Below are 16,854 nucleotides of genomic sequence, written 5' to 3'. Positions count from 1 at the left end.
CGCCTCAGCGCCTGCTTACGAAAAGGGAGCCTACTTTTTGGAGAGCGCCGCGCTGCGAATGCCCTGCAGCGTGCCCGTGGGCGTGATCGCCTCGGGGTCAATCAGGCAGTGCAGCACGCTGGGCAGGCCGCTGGCGCGCGCACGGGCAAGGGCAGGGGCAAATTCCTCCGTGCGCTCTACCCGCTCGCCATGGCCGCCAAAGGCCTGGGCGTAGGCCTTGAAGTCGGGGTTCTTGAGCTGCGTGGCGCTGATGCGGCCAGGGTACTCGCGCTCCTGGTGCATGCGGATGGTGCCGTACATGGCGTTGTCCAGCAGCACCACGATGATGGGCAGGCCGTATTGCACAGCCGTCGCGAACTCCTGGCCGTGCATCAGAAAGTCGCCGTCGCCCGCGAAGATCACCACCTCGCGCTGCGGCCAGAGACGCTTGCCGCCCACGCCTGCGGGCAGACCGTAGCCCATCGATCCGCTGGTGGGCGCGAGCTGGCTGGCGTAGGTGGTGAAGGGCCAGAAGCGGTGAATCCAGGTGGCAAAGTTGCCCGCCCCATTGCAAAAGATGGTGTCGGCTGGCAACACCTCTTTGAGGTGCTGCATCACCTGGCCCATCTGCAGGTTGCCGGGGATGCGGATGGGTGCCGTGTCGCTCCAGGCCAGGTACTCGGCATGGGCAGCTTCTGTGTGGGCCTTCCATGCCACGGCGGTCGTGGGGCGCACCGTATTGAGTGCCGCTGCAAACGCCGTGGGCGTGGCGTGAATGGCCTGTGTGGGGCGGTAGAGCTTGCCCAGTTCATCCGCATCGGCATGCACATGCACCAGGGGCTGCGCGGGGGTGGGAATGTCGAACAGCTCATAGCCTTGCGAGGGCACTTCCGACAAACGCCCGCCCACCACCAGCACCAGGTCGGACGCCTTGATGCGTGCCAGCAGCTTGGGGTTGACGCCCAGGCCCAAGTCACCGCCGTAGCAAGCATGCGTGGCCGGGAACAGCATCTGGCGGCGGAACGAGCAGTACACGGGAATGGACCACGCTTCGGCAAACGCGGTGAACTCGCGCACCGCCTGCTCGGACCAGCGGCTGCCACCCAAGATGGCCACGGGGTTCTTTGCGGCTTGCAGGCGCTGGGCCAGCTCAGCCATCTGCGCAGCGCCAGGATGCGTTTCTGTCACCTGGTAAGGCAGCGCATCGGCCACGGTGGCGGCCTCGGTCAGCATGTCCTCGGGCAGCGCCACCACCACGGGGCCAGGGCGGCCCGAAGTGGCAACGTGGAAGGCGCGCGAGATCAGCTCGGGCACACGGGCCGGGTCGTCAATCTGCACCACCCACTTGGCCATGGTGCCAAACACGGCGCTGTAGTCCAGCTCCTGAAACGCCTCGCGCCCCATGGCGTTGCGCGCCACCTGGCCCACGAAAAGGATCATGGGCGTGGAATCCTGGTGCGCGATGTGCACACCGGCCGACGCATTGGTGGCACCGGGCCCGCGTGTCACAAAGCAGATGCCGGGCTGGCCCGTGAGCTTGCCCTGCGCTTCGGCCATCATGGCCGCGCCGCCCTCCTGACGGCACACGGTCACGCCAATATCCGCGTCATGCAGCGCATCAAGCACAGCCAAGTAGCTTTCGCCAGGCACACAAAAGAGCTGCTTCACGCCATGGGTGATGAGCTGCTGCACCAGGATCTGGCCGCCGGTGCGCGGGGTGAGGGAGGTAGTATTCATATCAACGGTATCGGATCAGAAATTCAGAACAGGGCCTGGCAGGCGCGCTGGATGCGCGCGCAGGCCTCTTGCAAATCGGCGGTGGAGGCAGCGTACGAGATGCGAAAGTATGGCGCCAGCCCCAGCACCCCGCCGGGCACCACCGCGACATGGTGCTCGCGCAGCAGGTAGGCGCAAAAGTCGGCATCGGTGCGCAGCAACATGCCGCCGGGCGTGGTGCGGCCCAGCACGCCTTCGCAACTGGCAAAGGTGTAGAACGCGCCCTCAGGCACGCGGCAGCGCAGGCCGGGGGAGGCGTTGAGTGCGGCCACCACCAGATCGCGCCGGTCCTGGAACGCTTGGCAGCGCTCGCGCACCACATCTTGCGGCCCCGTGAGCGCCGCCACGGCTGCCGCCTGGCTGATGGACGAGGGGCACGACGTGGCCTGGCTCTGCACTACGGCCATGGCCGCAATCAGCGCCTTGGGGCCTGCGCCGTAGCCCAGGCGCCAGCCCGTCATGGCGTACGACTTGGAGACGCCGTTCACCGTCAGCGTGCGATCGCGCAGCGAGGGCAACACGGCGGCGGGCGTGGCAAACGCGCGGCCGTCGTACAGGATATGTTCGTAGATGTCGTCCGCCAGCAGCCACACCTGCGGGTGGCGCTCCACCACCTCCAGCACCGGGCGCAACTGCTCAGCGCTGTAGGCCGCGCCGCTGGGATTGGAGGGCGAGTTGATGAACACCCAGCGCGTGCGCGGCGTGATGGCCGCCTCCAGCTGCTCGGGCGTGATGCGAAAGCCGTTGGCCTCGGTGCAGGGCACGACCACGGGCACACCGCCCGCAATCAGCACCATGTCGGCGTAGGACGTCCAGTACGGCGCGGGCAGGATCACTTCATCGCCCGGATTCACCGACGCCATCAGGGCGTTGTAGAGGATCTGTTTGGCGCCTGCACCGGCGGTGATTTCGTTGAGCGCAAAGTCCAGCCCGTTGTCATGCTTGAACTTGTGCTGGATGGCGGCCTTGAGTTCGGCCGTGCCATCCAGCACCGTGTAGTGCGTCTCCCCCCGCGCCATGGCCTGCTGCGCGGCTTCCAGAATGTGGGCTGGCGTATCGAAGTCGGGCTCGCCCAGGCCCAGCACGATCACGGGCTGGCCCTGGCGCTTGAGCTGGTTGGCCTCTTGCGTCAGGCGCACGATTTCGGAGACGCATATGGCGCCCAGGCGGTCGGCCGCGCGGAAGGCCGTGGCGGGGATGGGAGCGTTCATTGCTGATAGGTTTCCAGGGGCTTGTCGTTGGGGGTGGCAAACAGCTGGCGCAGCGTAGTGCCCAGCGGCAGGTTCAGGCTCATGTTCTTGGGCGGGATGGGGTTCACAAACCACTTGGTGTAGATCTTTTCCATCTCGCCGGACTGCATCAGCTTGGTGAGCACGCCGTCCACAGCGGCCTTGAAGGTCGGGTCGTCCTTGCGGAACAGCAGTGCAATGGGCTCGGCGCCCAGCGGCTCGCCCACGATGCGGTAGGCCGAGGGGTCCTTGGAGTTGGCAATCATCCCGGCCAGCAGATTGTCGTCGAGCACAAAGGCATCGGCACGGCCGGTCTCCAGCAGCAAGAAGCTCTCGTGGTGGTCCTTGCCCAGCACGGTCTTGATGGGGGCGCCGCCCAGCGCGCGCTCTTGCTTGCGCAGCAGCTGCACGGCGGTGGTGCCGGTGGATGCCGCAATGGTGCGGCCTGCAAGCTGGCTGATGGACTTGAGGTCCGAATCCTTGCGCACCGCCATGCGCACTTCGCTCACATAGGTGGTCACCGCAAAGGCCACTTGCTGCTGGCGCGCGGTGTTGTTGGTGGTGGGACCGCAGCCAATGTCGAGCGTGCCGTTTTGCACCAGGGGCAGCGTGTTCTGCGCCGTCACCGCCATGTATTCGAGCTTGGCGTCGGGCGCGATTTCTTTCAGCACGCGTTCGCACAGCTCGACGTGGTAGCCCACGTATTTTTCATTCGCGCCCAGCGCGTAGGCCATGGGCGGCGAGGTTTCGCGCACGCCCAGCACCACCTTGCCGCTGGCCTTGATCTTCTCCAGCGTGGGCTGGGTGACCGTCTGCGCCAACGCGGGGGCCGTGGCCACACAGGCCAGAGCCAGGCCTGCGGCGAGCGCAGTGAAGGTCTTGCGGGAAATTGCCATGTCGTTGTCTCCTGGTGTTTTATCTTTGGCAGATTGAAAAAAGGCGAGGCTCAGATCACGTTCTTTTCGAGCAGCGGCGCGTTGCGCGCAATGCGTTCAATGGACAGCGGCGACAGGTCTAGGCTTTGGTAGCTGCCCGTGAGCAACAGCTCGGCCACGCCCCGGCCCACGGCAGGGCACTGCTGCAGGCCGTGGCCCGAAAAGCCGTTGGCAAACACCAGGTTGTCGCACGCCGGGTGCAGGCCCACGATGGCGTTGTGGTCGAAGGTGTTCATCTCGTAGTAGCCCGCCCAGGCACCCTGCATGCGCAGTGCCTCAAAGCCTGGGATGCGCTCGGCCAGGGTGGGCCAGATGTGGTGGTCAAACGCGTCGTACTCGGGCTCCAGCGGGGCAAAGTCGGCGTCGTTGTCGGCCTCAGGCGCAAAGCCGCAGATAAAACCTTTGCCCTCGGGCCGCAGCCAGATGCCGCTGGTGTCGATGAGCAGGGGGCAGCCCGGCAGCGCGGCGGGGCTGGCCAGGTTGAACACCGTGCGGCGCTTGCCCACCACGGGCAGATCGATGCCCGCCCAGCCTGCAATCGCTGCAGCCCAAGGGCCACCGGCATTCGCGGCATAGCGGCAGGGCAGCACGGTGCCGCTTTGCAGGCGCACCGCGTTCACGTGCAGCACGCCATCGCTACTCACCGTGTCCAGCCCCACGGCTTCATCAGCCACGTAGCGCACACCCTGGCTTTGCGCTTTTTTGCGCAAGGCCGTGAGCAGCAGGTAGCCATCGAACCAACCTTCGCCCGACAGGCCCAGCGAGCCCAACACCACATCCTGCAACGCCAGCCACGGAAAGCGCTCGGCCAGTTGCTGCGGACTCAGCAGCGCGACATCGGCGCCATGCTGCTTCTGCAGTGCATGGTTTTCGCGCAGCGTGGCCTCGCCTGCCTGCGTGGCCAGGTACAGATAGCCGCCTTCGTGCAGACCAATGTCGGGCACATCGCCATGGCACGCCAACAGCGTGCCGACGTTGCGCAAGAAGCCGATGCCAAACGCCGAGATCTGGATGTTGATGTCGGTAGAAAACTGCTGGCGGATCGAGCTGGCCGACAGCGCGGACGATGCACGCGCGTACGTCGGATCGCGCTCGACCACCACCACCTCGCAGCCCGGTTGCTGCAGCGTGAGGAAGTACGCAATGGCACTGCCGATGACACCACCGCCAATGATGACGATGGGGTGTGAAGCCTTAGCGATGGACATGAACGGGGCCAGCAGCGCGTGGCTTACACGTCAAACGTCACGCCCTGCGCCAGCGGCAAAGCGGTGGAGTAGTTGATGGTGTTCGTCGCCCGGCGCATGTAGGCCTTCCAGCTGTCCGATCCCGCCTCGCGGCCACCGCCGGTTTCCTTCTCGCCGCCAAACGCTCCGCCAATCTCGGCGCCGCTGGGGCCGATGTTGACATTCGCGATGCCACAGTCCGAACCGGCGGCTGACATGAACTGCTCGGCCTCGCGCACATTGAGCGTGAAGATGGACGACGACAGGCCCGCGCCCACGGCGTTGTTCATGGCAATGGCTTCGTCGATGCTGCTGTACCGCACCACGTACAGGATGGGCGCAAAGGTTTCGTGCAGCGCGGGGCCTTCGTGCTTTTGCAGCTCCACCAGCGCGGGGCGCACGTAGTATGCATCCGCCCCCCCCACGCCCTCCACACGGCCCCCGCCATGCACCGTGGCGCCCAGCGCGCGGCTTTGCTCCAGCGCCTTTTGCATGCCGTCAAAGGCCATGCGGTCGATCAGCGGGCCCACCAGCGTGCCAGCGGTGCGCGGGTCGCCCACCTGCACGTTGGCATACACCTTGGCAAGCTGGGGCACCAGCTGGTCGTAAATGCTCTCGTGCACAAACAGGCGGCGCAGCGTGGTGCAGCGCTGGCCCGCCGTGCCCATGGCGGCAAACGCAATGCCGCGCAGGGCCAGGTTCAGGTCGGCCGTGGGCGCCACGATGGCCGCGTTGTTGCCGCCCAGCTCCAGAATGCCGCGCGCAAAACGCGCTGCCAGGCGCGGGCCCACGGCGCGGCCCATGGCGGTGGAGCCCGTGGCCGACAGCACGGGCACGCGGGCGTCATCCACCAGCACCTCGCCAATGTCGCGCTGGCCCACGATCAGCTCCAGCAGGCCTTCGGGCGCGTCGCTGCCAAAGCGTGCAATGGCACGCTGTGCAATCGCGTGCGTGGCCAGGGCGGTGAGCGGGGTCTTTTCCGACGGTTTCCACACCACCGAGTCACCACACACCAGTGCCAGCGCGGCGTTCCACGACCACACGGCCACCGGGAAGTTGAAGGCCGAGATCACGCCGCACACGCCCAGCGGGTGCCAGGTTTCCATCATGCGGTGGCCGGGGCGCTCGGTGGCGATGGTCAGGCCGTACAGCTGGCGCGACAGGCCCACGGCAAAGTCGCAGATGTCGATCATCTCCTGCACCTCGCCCAGGCCTTCGGACGGGATCTTGCCCGCCTCGATGGTCACCAGCAGGCCCAAGTCGGCCTTGGCGGCACGCAGCTCTTCGCCCAGCAGGCGCACCAGCTCGCCCCGGCGCGGTGCGGGCACATTGCGCCACGCCAAAAAGGCCGCATGCGCGCGGCCGATGGCGGCCTTGGCATCGGCCGCGCTTTGTTGCGGCACCTGGGCCAGCACCTCGCCCGTGATGGGCGAACGCGCCGCCAGCGTGCCGCCGGTGTAGGCAGTGCGGGGCACGCCCAGGCGTTGCAGCAGTTGATCGACTTCAGACAAGAGCGGTGTGACAACAGGGGTGGCGGCAGGGGTGGCAGACATGGCGGCTCGCAAAGGTGAATGGAGACAGAGAGATGGCAACAGCGTGGAAGAACACACGCAATGAATGCGCCAATATCCGCCAATCGCGCCGTGCTGGATAGCAAAAAAATGGAACTACTTGATCACAAATCAGCATGAAGTGCCTGAAAATTGCAGAGCGGCCGACGCTTGATGTAGTAGCGCTACGCCCCAAAACCATGCACAACGAGACAGAGCCGCTCATTCCCCCTGCGCATGATTGCCCCCATTTGCCACCATGACCCTGCTGCGCCGCGCCTTCCTGCCCTCCACCGCCGACCTGCTGGCCTTTGAGGCGGCAGCACGCCACCAAAGCGTGTCGCGCGCAGCCGAGGAGCTGCACCTCACCCAAAGCGCGGTGTCGCGCCAGATCCGCCAGCTGGAAGAACAGATCGGCACCGCCCTCTTCCACCGCGTGCGCCAGCGTGTGGTGCTCACCGACGCGGGCCGCGTCTATGCGGCCGATGTGCAAAACGTGCTGCAGCAGCTGTCGGCCAGCACACAAAAAGCCATGGCGTTCTCCAGCACCGACGGCCTGCTCAACCTGGCCGTATTGCCCACGCTGGGCACGCGCTGGCTCATCCCGCGCCTGGGCGGCTTCATGGCGCTGCACCCCGAGGCTATGGTCAACTTCTCGGCCCGCACCGAGCCGTTTGACTTTGCGGGCACGCCGTTCGACGCTGCCATTCACTTCGGCACGCCGCACTGGGCGGGCGCCGTGTGCGAATACCTGATGCACGAAGAAACCGTGCCCGTGTGCAGCCCCACCTACAGCGACCGCCACCACATCCGCACCCCACAGGACCTGACGCGTGTGGTGCTGCTGCAGCAAAGCACCCGCCCCACCCAATGGGCCGAATGGTTTGAGCTGGTTGGCGCCCCCACCGCCCTGGCCCTGCGCGGCCCCCAGTCGGAGCACTTCGCCATGATTGCGCAAGCCGCCGTATCGCACCTGGGCGCGGCGCTGCTGCCGCGCTTCTTGATCGAGCAGGAGCTGGCGGCAGGCAGCCTGGTGGAGCTGTCAGACCAGGTTCTGACGAGCACCGATGCGTACTACCTGGTGTACCCCGAGGCGCGGGCACAGACGCCGCTGGTGAAGGCGTTCAGGGACTGGCTGGTAGGGGAGTGCGCAGGGCAGAGGCAGGGGTGAAACGCTCACCGCTGACGCAGAAGGGCACCCGTGCTCAAGCGCTTGAGGAGGTGCGCGGGGAGCATACGCGGCCCTAGGGAGCCTCTGCACGAATCAGCGCGCCGTGCGCATCAGCGGGCTCGGGCAGTCTGCGGCGTTGCAAATACTCGCAATAGCTACGGCTATTGCTGCGTTTTGCGCCTTGCAGCCCCTCCCGATCCGCTGCGCTCCCTTGCCGCTTCATTCGTGCAGAGGCTCCCTCGGTTGACCCCAGTGCTTGCCGAAGCCTGAACGCTAGTGAAAGAACTGCACCAGGTCAAAATTGTCAATAGACTTCGCAAGCTCCAAAGGAGAGATACCGTAGTTGTTCTCTTTGTTTCTGTCAGCCCCAGAGCGAAGCAACAACTTGATCAAATCGCCATTACCTTCGGAATGGAAAACAGCATCTGAAAGCGGTGTATTTCCATTGGCATCAGCAGAGTCGACGCTCGCTCCCGCCAATATCAAGGCCTCTGTGACGGCGTAGCTGTTGGACTGTGCAGCGAAGTACAGTGGGGTCAAGCCATTGTCATCCGACGCATTGGGGTCCGCACTGGCCAACAGAAGTTCTTTCACCTTCGACAAGTCAGCCTCCAGAGCCGCGTAGTGAAGTTCGGTTCGCCCCATGCGATCCACGCCCGAGCGTTCGTTCTTCTTCGGACTTTTGCGCGTCATTGCCTCTCCGTCACTTGCATTGCAGAACCATCGAGGATGGAAGGGGCCGTTCTGAAAACGCTGGACATCGATACCTCCTGGAAATGACTGACTAACTGGGTTTGCAGATGTGACGCGTTGCGCGAATGGTGAAGGCCAAGATCCCATGGCACCCCGGAAAATTCAACCCAGCGAACTATAGCGTTCGAAGAAGCAGGTAAGTGACCCTTATCTGCTTTGGAAATTGATGCGCTCCAAAGCGTCCAACCACGCGGCAAAACTCTGTGCCATGTCGAATTCGTTCAAGACACCGCCACCAGGGCCAGGGCACCATGCCGCGCCATGCAACTTGAATCCCTCGACACCCATCTCTGGCACGCCACCCACGCGTTCAAGGCCAACGGATTTCCCATCACCACGCGCATGACGGTGGTGCGGCTGTCAGGAGAGCAGCTTCTGGTCCACTCACCGATTCCAATGCCCTCAGGCAGTGCACTGCTGGAGCAGCTGCAGGCACTTGGCACGGTGGCTTTCATCGTGGCACCGAACAAGATGCACCACCTGTTTCTGACGCCTTGCGCCCAGACCTTCCCGAACGCCAGGGTGTATGGCCCCAAGGGCCTGGCTCAGAAGCGGCCGGACCTGGCAGCCAGGCTGCACGATCTGCCCTCAGGCGATGTGCACGAATGGCTTCCAGACCTGGAGCACCTGGCTTTTGAGGGCATTCCTGCAGGCAATGAATCGGTATGGTTCCACCGCCCTTCCGCCACGCTCATCGTGACAGACCTGCTGCAGTGGATGGCGGGTGACCTGGCTTGGTCCACGCGTGCCTATGCCACGCTGACCGGGGTGCGGCGCCAACTGGCGGTTCCGCTCACAGTGCGCGCGCTGGTGCGTGACCGTCGTGCCGCAGCCCGCAGTGCAGAACGCGTGCTGCGCTGGCCCTTTGAGCGTGTCGTGACGGCCCATAACCAGGTGGTGGACACAGATGCCTATGCGCAGGTCACACGGGCATTTGCGATGCTTTGAGAAGAACAACCGACCACACAAACACCCATCCACAGTGCCACTCCGAGCCCCACTGCCTATCACCCCATTCGCTCAGAGATGTCGGAGCAGACAGCCCAGTCCAGCACTCGCCAAAAGCCCCGCCAGCATCAAACTGCCAGGGCCCTCAGCGACATTTACGGCGCTTACGATTGCACAGATCAGCCAGTGGATGAAAAACGCCGTGACCCTGGACTGGGACAGCGTGAACGCGAACCGCCCCGCGTGGAATGCACGCTGGAACAAGACCATCGAGCGCTGACAGGACGTTGAGAGAGCGTTGAGAGAACGTGGCGAACGTGTGAGCGGGCTACACCTGCTCACACCGGCGGGCCGTTTGTGACAAATTTCACCGGCCCCGCTGTCCCCTGCGGTGGTGGGGTGTCACAAAACCCTGCTTCGACTTCAGAATCCGGCGCCTGGACACGCTGATCCTTTCAGCCAGTCCGCCCACATTCGAAGAAGAGGGATACCACCATGAAACGCTGGATCAAATGGACCGCTGGCAGCGCGCTGCTGCTGGGCGTGATCGTTGTCGCCACCGCCGCCAGCGGCCTGTACCTGGCCGAGCAAAAGCGCAACCGCTACATCGACATCAAACCCCGCCCCGTGGCCTACACCACCGATGCGCAGACCATCGAGCGCGGGCGCTATCTGTATGCATCGCGCGGCTGCACCGACTGCCACGGCGCACAGGGCACGGGCCGCGAGTTCGTCAACGATGGCAAGGGCACGCGCATCGTGGGGCCCAACATCACGCCCGCTGGCGTGGTGGCACGCTACCAGCCCGAGGACTGGAACAGCGTGATCCGCCATGGCGTCAAGCCCAACGGCCGCCCCGTGCTGGTCATGCCCAGCGAGGACTACAACCGCTTCACCAACGAAGACCTGAACGCCCTGGTCTCCTACGTACGCCAGTTCCCGCCGAAGGAAGGCGCGCAGGCCGTGATCGATCTCCCGCACCCTGCCTGGGTGTTGTATGGGCTGGGTGCGATTCCTGACGCGGCCTCGCGCATCGACCACCAGTTGGCGCCCTCGCGCCCCACCGCTGCCGGTGTGACGCTGGCCAACGGCCAATACGTGGCCAACATGTGCATCGGCTGCCATGGTGCCGACCTGTCGGGCGGCAAGATTCCAGGCGCACCACCCGACTGGCCTGCGGCCGCAGACATCCGCCCTGGAACACACAGCGCGGGTACCGCCCTGGCCCGCTATCCCAACGCTGCCAGTTTTGTGTCCATGCTGCGCACCGGCAAGCGACCGGACGGCACGCCCATCCAGGTCATGCCCTTCGAGTCGCTGGGTCAGTTGAGCGATGTGGATGCGCAGGCGCTGTACCTGTACCTGAACGCGCCCCCGGGCAGCGTGAAGCAGGAGGTGGGCAGCACCACGGTCGGCGGCCAGAAGAGCAGTGCCAACACCGTCCCCTCCGGACCTGGCGGACTCAAGCTGCCTGGCTGATCTTGGAACCTCAGGGTGCCCTGCAGTAGGGAGACCCCTGAGACACAGGCAAAGAAAGGGCGAAGCACTCCGCCCGTTCAAAAATGACTGCCCTGCTGGCCCGCCCCCGGTGGACCACCCGCTGGTGTGGCGGGTCAGCTGCCGGGGTGCTGATGGGCTGGGTGGGCCGAAACAGGAGCCAGGCTGTAAGACCCCATGGGTCCGCCCGGGGTATTGCCGGGGCCTGCAGGCGCAGCCGGGGGTGCACGCCGCACGCGGGGCACCACGCTGAGCTGCACGGTATCCAGCACCGGGCCAGGCACCACATTCAGCGCCTTGCGCGGCAGGTCCACCAGTTGCTCGGCATGCCACACGCGCACTTGCGCGGCGCCATCGGGCACGCTGGCAAAACGGGCGATGCCGTCGCTGTCGGTCTTGAGCGTCCAGGCAGAATCGGTCACAAACACATGGCCCCGCATGGAGCCGTGCAGGTGGCAGCCCAGCAGCACCACGCCGGGCGTATCCAGCTTCACATCGGCAAAGTTGGCAGGCTTGCCATCGGCCTTGCCCGCCAGGCGCAGCTCGAAGTTGGAACTGGCCGCAGCCGGTGCTGCCGCAGCGGCCGCCCCCGTGGGGTTGCCGCGTACATGGTGGTCCCAGCGGTCCTGGTTAGTGAACCGCACGGTGGAGCCGGGCATGACCACCGTGACGGCAGGCACAAACCGCATGCGCTCCTGCTCGATGGTGGGACTGGGCTGCAGCAGGCTGGGGGCCGCAGCGGTGGTGGCGCTGGGGTACACCACCACCACGGCGTCGGGCACAGGCTTGCCGTCGCGGTCCAGCACCTGGATTTGGACATTTCCGGCCCAAGTGCTAGTGAATATTGCGCTGGCAGCTATGAAAAAAATAGCATTTTTCATCGTCTTAGTGTTTGGTGATCACATCGCGGTGCATGGGCGCCAACAAGGCCAGCAGGCGGTTCTGTTGAGCGAACGGTATGCCTTGGGCGTCCATGGCGCTTTGCAGCACCTCCACCAGGGCGTTGAAATGGCCCTTGTTGATGTCCATGTCGGCATGGGCCGACTTCATGTCAGCGCCTTCATATTTGCAAGGGCCACCGCTCAGCTGGCAGAACTGGTCGGTCAGGCTCTCCTTGAGCGCGGCCGGTTTGGTGTCCTTGAAGTGGCCGCCGATGCGCGGGTCTTTGACCACGCGGTTCACAAAATCGTCCACCAGGCGGGTGATGCCCGGCTTTTCGCCCAGGGCCTGGTACAGGCCTGCAGGGGCTGCTGGGGCAGCACTTGTGGCTGCCGGAGCCGCAGCGGTCTGCGCAAAGGCCGGGGCAGCAAGCAAGTTGCCGAGAGAGACGGCCAGGGCGATGAGGGTTTTGGAGTGCGTCATGACAATGTCCTCAGAAGGCGACTTGAGCCGACAGGTAATAGCCGGTCTGGCGGCGGTTGTTGGTGATGCCGGGCACGACGCGGCCCAGGTCCACATAGGCGAGCGTGAGCGACACGTTCTTGCTGGGCGCCCAGGCCACAAAGATGTCCTTCCAGTCGTCCTCACGCAGCGCGGCGCCCAGGCCCGCTGCTGCGCCCAGGGCCTGCAGGTTGTTGGGCTTGAAGCGGTACTCGGCGCCCACCGCCAGGTTCTTGTTGATGAGGTACGCCACCGAGAACTCGGGCTGCAGGCTGCGGCCGTTCTTGCCCGGTGCAGCCGAGCCAAAGCCCAGCAGGCCGTTCTGGTTGGCGTTGGTGTAGCGCAGCGTGCCGTTGACCAGCACGCTTTGCGCCAGCAGCAGCTTGGTGGCGCTCACGTACACATCGGTGCCGCTGGTTTTAGTGCCCAGAAAGTCCAGCACCGAGCCGATGGAGCCCGGGTGCACCTGCTTGTGCTCCAGCCCCACCGCAATCTGCGGCATCCAGCTGTCGCTGTTGAGCACGGCGTCGCCCGCCACCTTGAGCTTGATGCCCAGCACGTCCATCTTGATGTGCTGGCCGGGCGTCACACCAAACGGCGCAATGCCGTTGAGCGCGATGGCGGGCGAGGCATCAAAGTCCTGCCGCGCCAGCGACAGCTCCACGCGGTCGTGCAGGCCCAGGGCCACGCCATAGCCGTTCAGGCTGTAGTCCTGTGTGGCCGCGCGGGTGGCATAGGCGCTGACACCCACCTCGCCCTCGGTGGCGTTACTGCCAATCACCGCCCAGGGGGTCAGCCCGCCACCGGCCGACCCGGCGATGGTGCTGACGCCGCCGGTGAGCAGCAGCTTGCCGGTATCGGCCTGGGCCTGGCCGCTGACCAGGGTCAGCGCGGCGGCAGCCAGGAGGGGAAAGGGGGGCCTGAGGGTCATCGTGGTCTCCAGGAAACGGGATGTAAGAAGATGTTGCCATCTGGATACGCTCCCGGATGCCCGGCGGATTCACGAATTTTCAAAAATGTTGCGCGGCGGTAGCAAATCGCTGCGCAGGTGCCCAGAGCGGCTCGCAAAACTCAGCGAAGCGGCCCTGGCCAGGCGTTTCGCCGCAGGCAGTACATACAACCAGTACGACAAGGCGAGACAACGACGCCAGGGGGAGTTTTGTGAGCCGCTCTTACAGCATCCGCTGGATCAGCTCGCCCTTGAACAGCACCGGCCCGGTGGGCCCCGTCTCGCTGGGCACGCCGCCCTTGGGCTCCAGGCTGATGGCCAAGGCGGGCACCTGGCGCACATCGGCCTCGCCGGCGGCCAGCTTGAGCAATTTGTCCTGGCCCAACACCCCCAGCGAGCGTGGCCCGCCCGCCGGTGGCAGTGCCCACAGTTGCAGCGACTTGTCCGCCCCCTCCTGAAAACCGCCCACGCGTTGCAGCACCAACTGGTTGTTCTTGGGGTCAAAAGTGACCAGCATGGAGGCAGCCGCCTTGTCGTCCGCGAGCACGGCCACGTACTGGATCTGGGGCGTGGCCTGCAGTTGCTGCTGCAGCGCAGCAATCTGCGCGCCCGTGGTGGCGCGCAGGCCGCCGTTGACCTGCACGCCCACCACCACCGCCGCCAGCGTGGCGATGGCCCCCGCAGCGGCCGCACCCCGCCACACCAGCAGGTTGCGCCACCAGCCGCCGGGGGCCTGGGCGGGCGCGGCCTGCCGGGCGGCCAGCATGGCCTGCTCCAGCTGGCCAGCCCGCACCAGGTTGTCAATGCGCGTCCAGACGGCGGGCGAAGGCGCCACCTGCGGTTGCAGCTCGGTCAGGCCCGACCAGCGGGTCTGCCACACCAGGGCGGCGGCGCGCACGGTGGCGTGTTCGCGCGCCAGGGCCTCAAAACGGCGGCGAGCGCCGCCGCGCAGCGTGCCCAGCGCGTAGCTGGCGGCCAGGCGGTCGAGCAAATCAGGGTGTTGGGTGATGTTCATGGCGACGACCTCAGGCGTAGCGCGCCATGCAGGCACGCAGTTGCTCCAGCCCCCGGCGAATCCAGGTCTTGACGGTGCCCAGCGGCAGCTTGAGTTGCTCGGCCAGCTCGCCATGGCTCTGGTCGCGCAGGTAGGCCAGGCTCACCACCTCGCGCTGCTTGTGGTCCAGCTTGCCCAGGCAGTGGTGCAGCGCAAACGCCTGCTCGCTCGCATCGGCAGCGTCCATGGGGTTGGGGGCATCGCCCTCCATCGTCTGCGCCATGGCGTCATCCAGCTCGATCATCAGATCGGCCCGGTCGGTGGTGCGCTTGCGCAGGGCGTCCAGCGCCCGGCTGCGCACGATGAGCCCCATCCAGGCCATCGGCGGGCTCAGCGATGCGCGGTAGCTGCCGGCACCGCGCCAGATGGTCAAAAACGCCTCCTGCAACACATCCTCCGCCGCGTCGCGGTTGCGGACGATGCGCAGGGCCAGGCCAAAAAGCTGCGACGAGGTGCGCTCGTACAGTCTTTTCAGCGCGGCGTCGTCCTGCGCGGCAATACGGTCTAGGAGGTCCATCAGTTCGCTGTCTGGGTGGAGGGTGCTCATGCGCCCATTCTCTGGGATTGGTTGGGTGGGCAGGGCCTGTGGGGCTTTGCTGTAGGTGAATACGCCACAGCTGGCGTTTTGGATGTGGGCGGGACACACAGCAGGAACGACACCCATGAAAGAACACCGCGAAGCGGCTGAATCCAGGGGGTGACATCAGCCGTATTACAAGGGCCTAGACGGCTCTCGCCCCCACGCTGACTCCCCTTTCGCTACCACCATGCCCCTGCCCTGTCCACGGTCCCCTGTTCGTTGTGTTGCCCTGGCAGCCGCCCTGCTCTGGGCGGGCCACGGCGCTGCCATGGCCCAGTCGGTGGAGCGTGGCGCTGCGCTGTACGCAGCGCATTGCAGCAGTTGCCACAGCCCTGACCAGCATGAAGACGGCCCGGCGCACCGGGGCGTGGTGGGGCGCCGCGCTGGCGCCCTGAAGGACTTTGACTACTCGCCGGCCTTGCGCGCCAGCAAGATCCTGTGGACGCGGGCCACGCTCAAGGCCTGGCTGACGGACCCCGAGGCGCTGATACCCGGCCAGGGCATGGACTACCAGCTTGACGATGCGCAGGACCGCGAGGACGTGGTGGCCTATCTGGCCACGCTCAAACGCCTGCCCGCGCCGGTGCCAGCAGCAAGGTAGGGCGCATTCCGCCGCTCAGGCCGTGGGATACGTGCCGGGCAGCAGGATCGAAGAATCCACGTTGTTGATGTTGGTGTGGCCGCAGAACGCCATGGTGATGTCCAGCTCTTTCTGGATGATCTGCAGGGCCCGCGTGACGCCCGCCTCGCCGTAGGCACCCAGGCCATACAGAAAACTGCGGCCGATCAGCGTGCCCCGCGCACCCAGCGCGCGGGCCTTGAGCACGTCCTGCCCGCTGCGGATGCCGCCGTCCATCCACACTTCGATGTCCTTGCCGGCCGCAGCAGCAATGCCGGGCAGCGCCGCGATGGAGGACGGCGCGCCATCGAGCTGACGGCCGCCGTGGTTGCTGACGATGAGCGCATCGGCACCGCTGTTCACGGCCAGACGCGCGTCCTCGGCGTCCATGATGCCCTTCAGGATCAGCTTGCCACCCCAGCGCTTTTTGATCCATTCCACGTCGCCCCAGTTGAGCTGCGGGTCGAACTGCTCGGCCGTCCACGACGACAGCGACGACAGGTCGCCCACGCCCTTGGCGTGGCCCACGATGTTGCCGAAGCTGCGGCGCTTCGTGCCCAGCATGCCCAGGCACCAGCGCGGCTTGGTGGCCAGGTTGATGAGGTTGGCGATGGTGGGCTTGGGCGGGGCCGAGAGGCCGTTCTTGATGTCCTTGTGGCGCTGACCCAGGATCTGCAAATCCAGCGTGAGTTGCAGCGCCGAGCAGTTGGCGGCCTTGGCGCGATCAATCAGGCGGTTGATGAAGTCGCGGTCGCGCATCACATAGACCTGGAACCAGAACGGGTGGCGACCCGTGTGTTCGGCAATGTCCTCGATGGAGCAGATGCTCATGGTCGAGAGCGTGAACGGAATGCCAAACGCCTTGGCGGCCTTGGCGCCCAAAATTTCGCCGTCGGCATGCTGCATGCCGGTGAGCCCGGTGGGCGCAATGGCCACGGGCATGGCCACATCCTGACCCACCATGGTGGTGCGGGTGGTGCGGCCTTCCATGTTCACAGCCACGCGCTGGCGCAGCTTGATGCGCTGGAAGTCGCTTTCGTTGGCGCGGTAGGTGCCCTCGGTGTACGAGCCCGAATCGGCGTAGTCATAGAACATGCGCGGCACGCGGCGCTGGGCAATGACACGCAGGTCTTCGATGCAGGTGATTTTGGACAGGTTGGGCACGCGGGCTCTCCGGTATGGGAAATGCGCCAAATGGTAGGCGGTGG

General features: G+C 65.5%; 16 protein-coding genes and 1 pseudogene. 5 read left to right on the top strand and 12 right to left on the bottom strand.

Going from position 1 to position 16,854, the window contains the following annotated elements:
* Positions 1-30 precede the first annotated feature (30 nt).
* The 5 genes from C380_RS07030 to C380_RS07010 are packed head-to-tail and all read right to left on the bottom strand — an operon-like array spanning position 31 to position 6,698.
* Positions 31-1,716, bottom strand: coding sequence for a thiamine pyrophosphate-binding protein (locus tag C380_RS07030; RefSeq protein ID WP_015013169.1), 1,686 nt, complete (start codon positions 1,714-1,716; stop codon positions 31-33).
* 23 nt (positions 1,717-1,739) lie between these two features.
* Entirely contained in the window at positions 1,740-2,966 is a 1,227-nt protein-coding gene (locus C380_RS07025; RefSeq protein ID WP_015013168.1) for a pyridoxal phosphate-dependent aminotransferase, read from the bottom strand.
* Positions 2,963-3,880, bottom strand: a complete 918-nt coding sequence (locus C380_RS07020) for an amino acid ABC transporter substrate-binding protein (protein ID WP_015013167.1) — start codon at positions 3,878-3,880, stop codon at positions 2,963-2,965. Before C380_RS07020 ends, C380_RS07025 begins: the two co-directional genes overlap by 4 nt.
* A gap of 50 nt (positions 3,881-3,930) precedes the next feature.
* On the bottom strand, positions 3,931-5,127 hold the full coding sequence (locus C380_RS07015; RefSeq protein WP_015013166.1) for an FAD-binding oxidoreductase: 1,197 nt from the start codon (positions 5,125-5,127) through the stop codon (positions 3,931-3,933).
* A gap of 23 nt (positions 5,128-5,150) precedes the next feature.
* Entirely contained in the window at positions 5,151-6,698 is a 1,548-nt protein-coding gene (locus C380_RS07010; RefSeq protein ID WP_015013165.1) for an aldehyde dehydrogenase family protein, read from the bottom strand.
* A gap of 256 nt (positions 6,699-6,954) precedes the next feature.
* On the opposite strand from C380_RS07010, the gene C380_RS07005 reads away from it, so the two are divergent.
* On the top strand, positions 6,955-7,866 hold the full coding sequence (locus tag C380_RS07005) for a LysR family transcriptional regulator (protein ID WP_015013164.1): 912 nt from the start codon (positions 6,955-6,957) through the stop codon (positions 7,864-7,866).
* 273 nt (positions 7,867-8,139) lie between these two features.
* Here C380_RS07005 and C380_RS07000 read toward each other — a convergent pair whose 3' ends face one another.
* The gene (locus tag C380_RS07000) at positions 8,140-8,559 is read right to left on the bottom strand and encodes an ankyrin repeat domain-containing protein (RefSeq protein ID WP_015013163.1); all 420 of its coding nucleotides are present in this window, start codon (positions 8,557-8,559) and stop codon (positions 8,140-8,142) included.
* Between the two features lie 321 nt (positions 8,560-8,880).
* On the opposite strand from C380_RS07000, the gene C380_RS06995 reads away from it, so the two are divergent.
* The 3 genes and pseudogenes from C380_RS06995 to C380_RS06990 all read left to right on the top strand — a co-directional run bounded on the left by C380_RS06995 (position 8,881) and on the right by C380_RS06990 (position 11,046).
* Positions 8,881-9,567, top strand: a complete 687-nt coding sequence (locus C380_RS06995) for a DUF4336 domain-containing protein (protein ID WP_015013162.1) — start codon at positions 8,881-8,883, stop codon at positions 9,565-9,567.
* 169 nt (positions 9,568-9,736) lie between these two features.
* Positions 9,737-9,847: pseudogene (locus C380_RS24925) on the top strand (ABC transporter substrate-binding protein); the annotation flags it as partial.
* A 215-nt stretch (positions 9,848-10,062) separates the two neighbouring features.
* On the top strand, positions 10,063-11,046 hold the full coding sequence (locus C380_RS06990; RefSeq protein WP_015013160.1) for a c-type cytochrome: 984 nt from the start codon (positions 10,063-10,065) through the stop codon (positions 11,044-11,046).
* A 134-nt stretch (positions 11,047-11,180) separates the two neighbouring features.
* Here C380_RS06990 and C380_RS06985 read toward each other — a convergent pair whose 3' ends face one another.
* From C380_RS06985 to C380_RS06965, 5 genes are all read right to left on the bottom strand, one after another.
* Positions 11,181-11,870 carry a hypothetical protein gene (locus C380_RS06985; RefSeq protein WP_015013159.1) on the bottom strand — a complete coding sequence of 230 codons (690 nt, stop codon included), beginning with the start codon at positions 11,868-11,870 and terminating at the stop codon, positions 11,181-11,183.
* Positions 11,871-11,949: 79 nt separating this feature from the next.
* The gene (locus tag C380_RS06980; RefSeq protein ID WP_015013158.1) at positions 11,950-12,426 is read right to left on the bottom strand and encodes a group 1 truncated hemoglobin; all 477 of its coding nucleotides are present in this window, start codon (positions 12,424-12,426) and stop codon (positions 11,950-11,952) included.
* A gap of 10 nt (positions 12,427-12,436) precedes the next feature.
* Positions 12,437-13,375, bottom strand: coding sequence for a DUF3034 family protein (locus C380_RS06975; RefSeq protein ID WP_015013157.1), 939 nt, complete (start codon positions 13,373-13,375; stop codon positions 12,437-12,439).
* Positions 13,376-13,616: 241 nt separating this feature from the next.
* Positions 13,617-14,408, bottom strand: a complete 792-nt coding sequence (locus C380_RS06970; protein ID WP_015013156.1) for an anti-sigma factor domain-containing protein — start codon at positions 14,406-14,408, stop codon at positions 13,617-13,619.
* 10 nt (positions 14,409-14,418) lie between these two features.
* Entirely contained in the window at positions 14,419-14,994 is a 576-nt protein-coding gene (locus tag C380_RS06965) for an RNA polymerase sigma factor (RefSeq protein ID WP_015013155.1), read from the bottom strand.
* 220 nt (positions 14,995-15,214) lie between these two features.
* On the opposite strand from C380_RS06965, the gene C380_RS06960 reads away from it, so the two are divergent.
* Positions 15,215-15,628, top strand: a complete 414-nt coding sequence (locus C380_RS06960) for a cytochrome c family protein (protein ID WP_043565227.1) — start codon at positions 15,215-15,217, stop codon at positions 15,626-15,628.
* A gap of 15 nt (positions 15,629-15,643) precedes the next feature.
* Here C380_RS06960 and C380_RS06955 read toward each other — a convergent pair whose 3' ends face one another.
* Entirely contained in the window at positions 15,644-16,810 is a 1,167-nt protein-coding gene (locus C380_RS06955; RefSeq protein WP_043566195.1) for an alpha-hydroxy acid oxidase, read from the bottom strand.
* Between the last annotated feature and the right edge of the window lie 44 nt (positions 16,811-16,854).

The sequence above is a fragment of the Acidovorax sp. KKS102 genome (assembly GCF_000302535.1).
In the GTDB taxonomy this organism is placed as follows: Bacteria; Pseudomonadota; Gammaproteobacteria; order Burkholderiales; family Burkholderiaceae_C; genus Acidovorax.
Note: the sequence above shows the minus strand (reverse complement) of the source record. Positions and strands in the feature narration are given on the sequence as shown.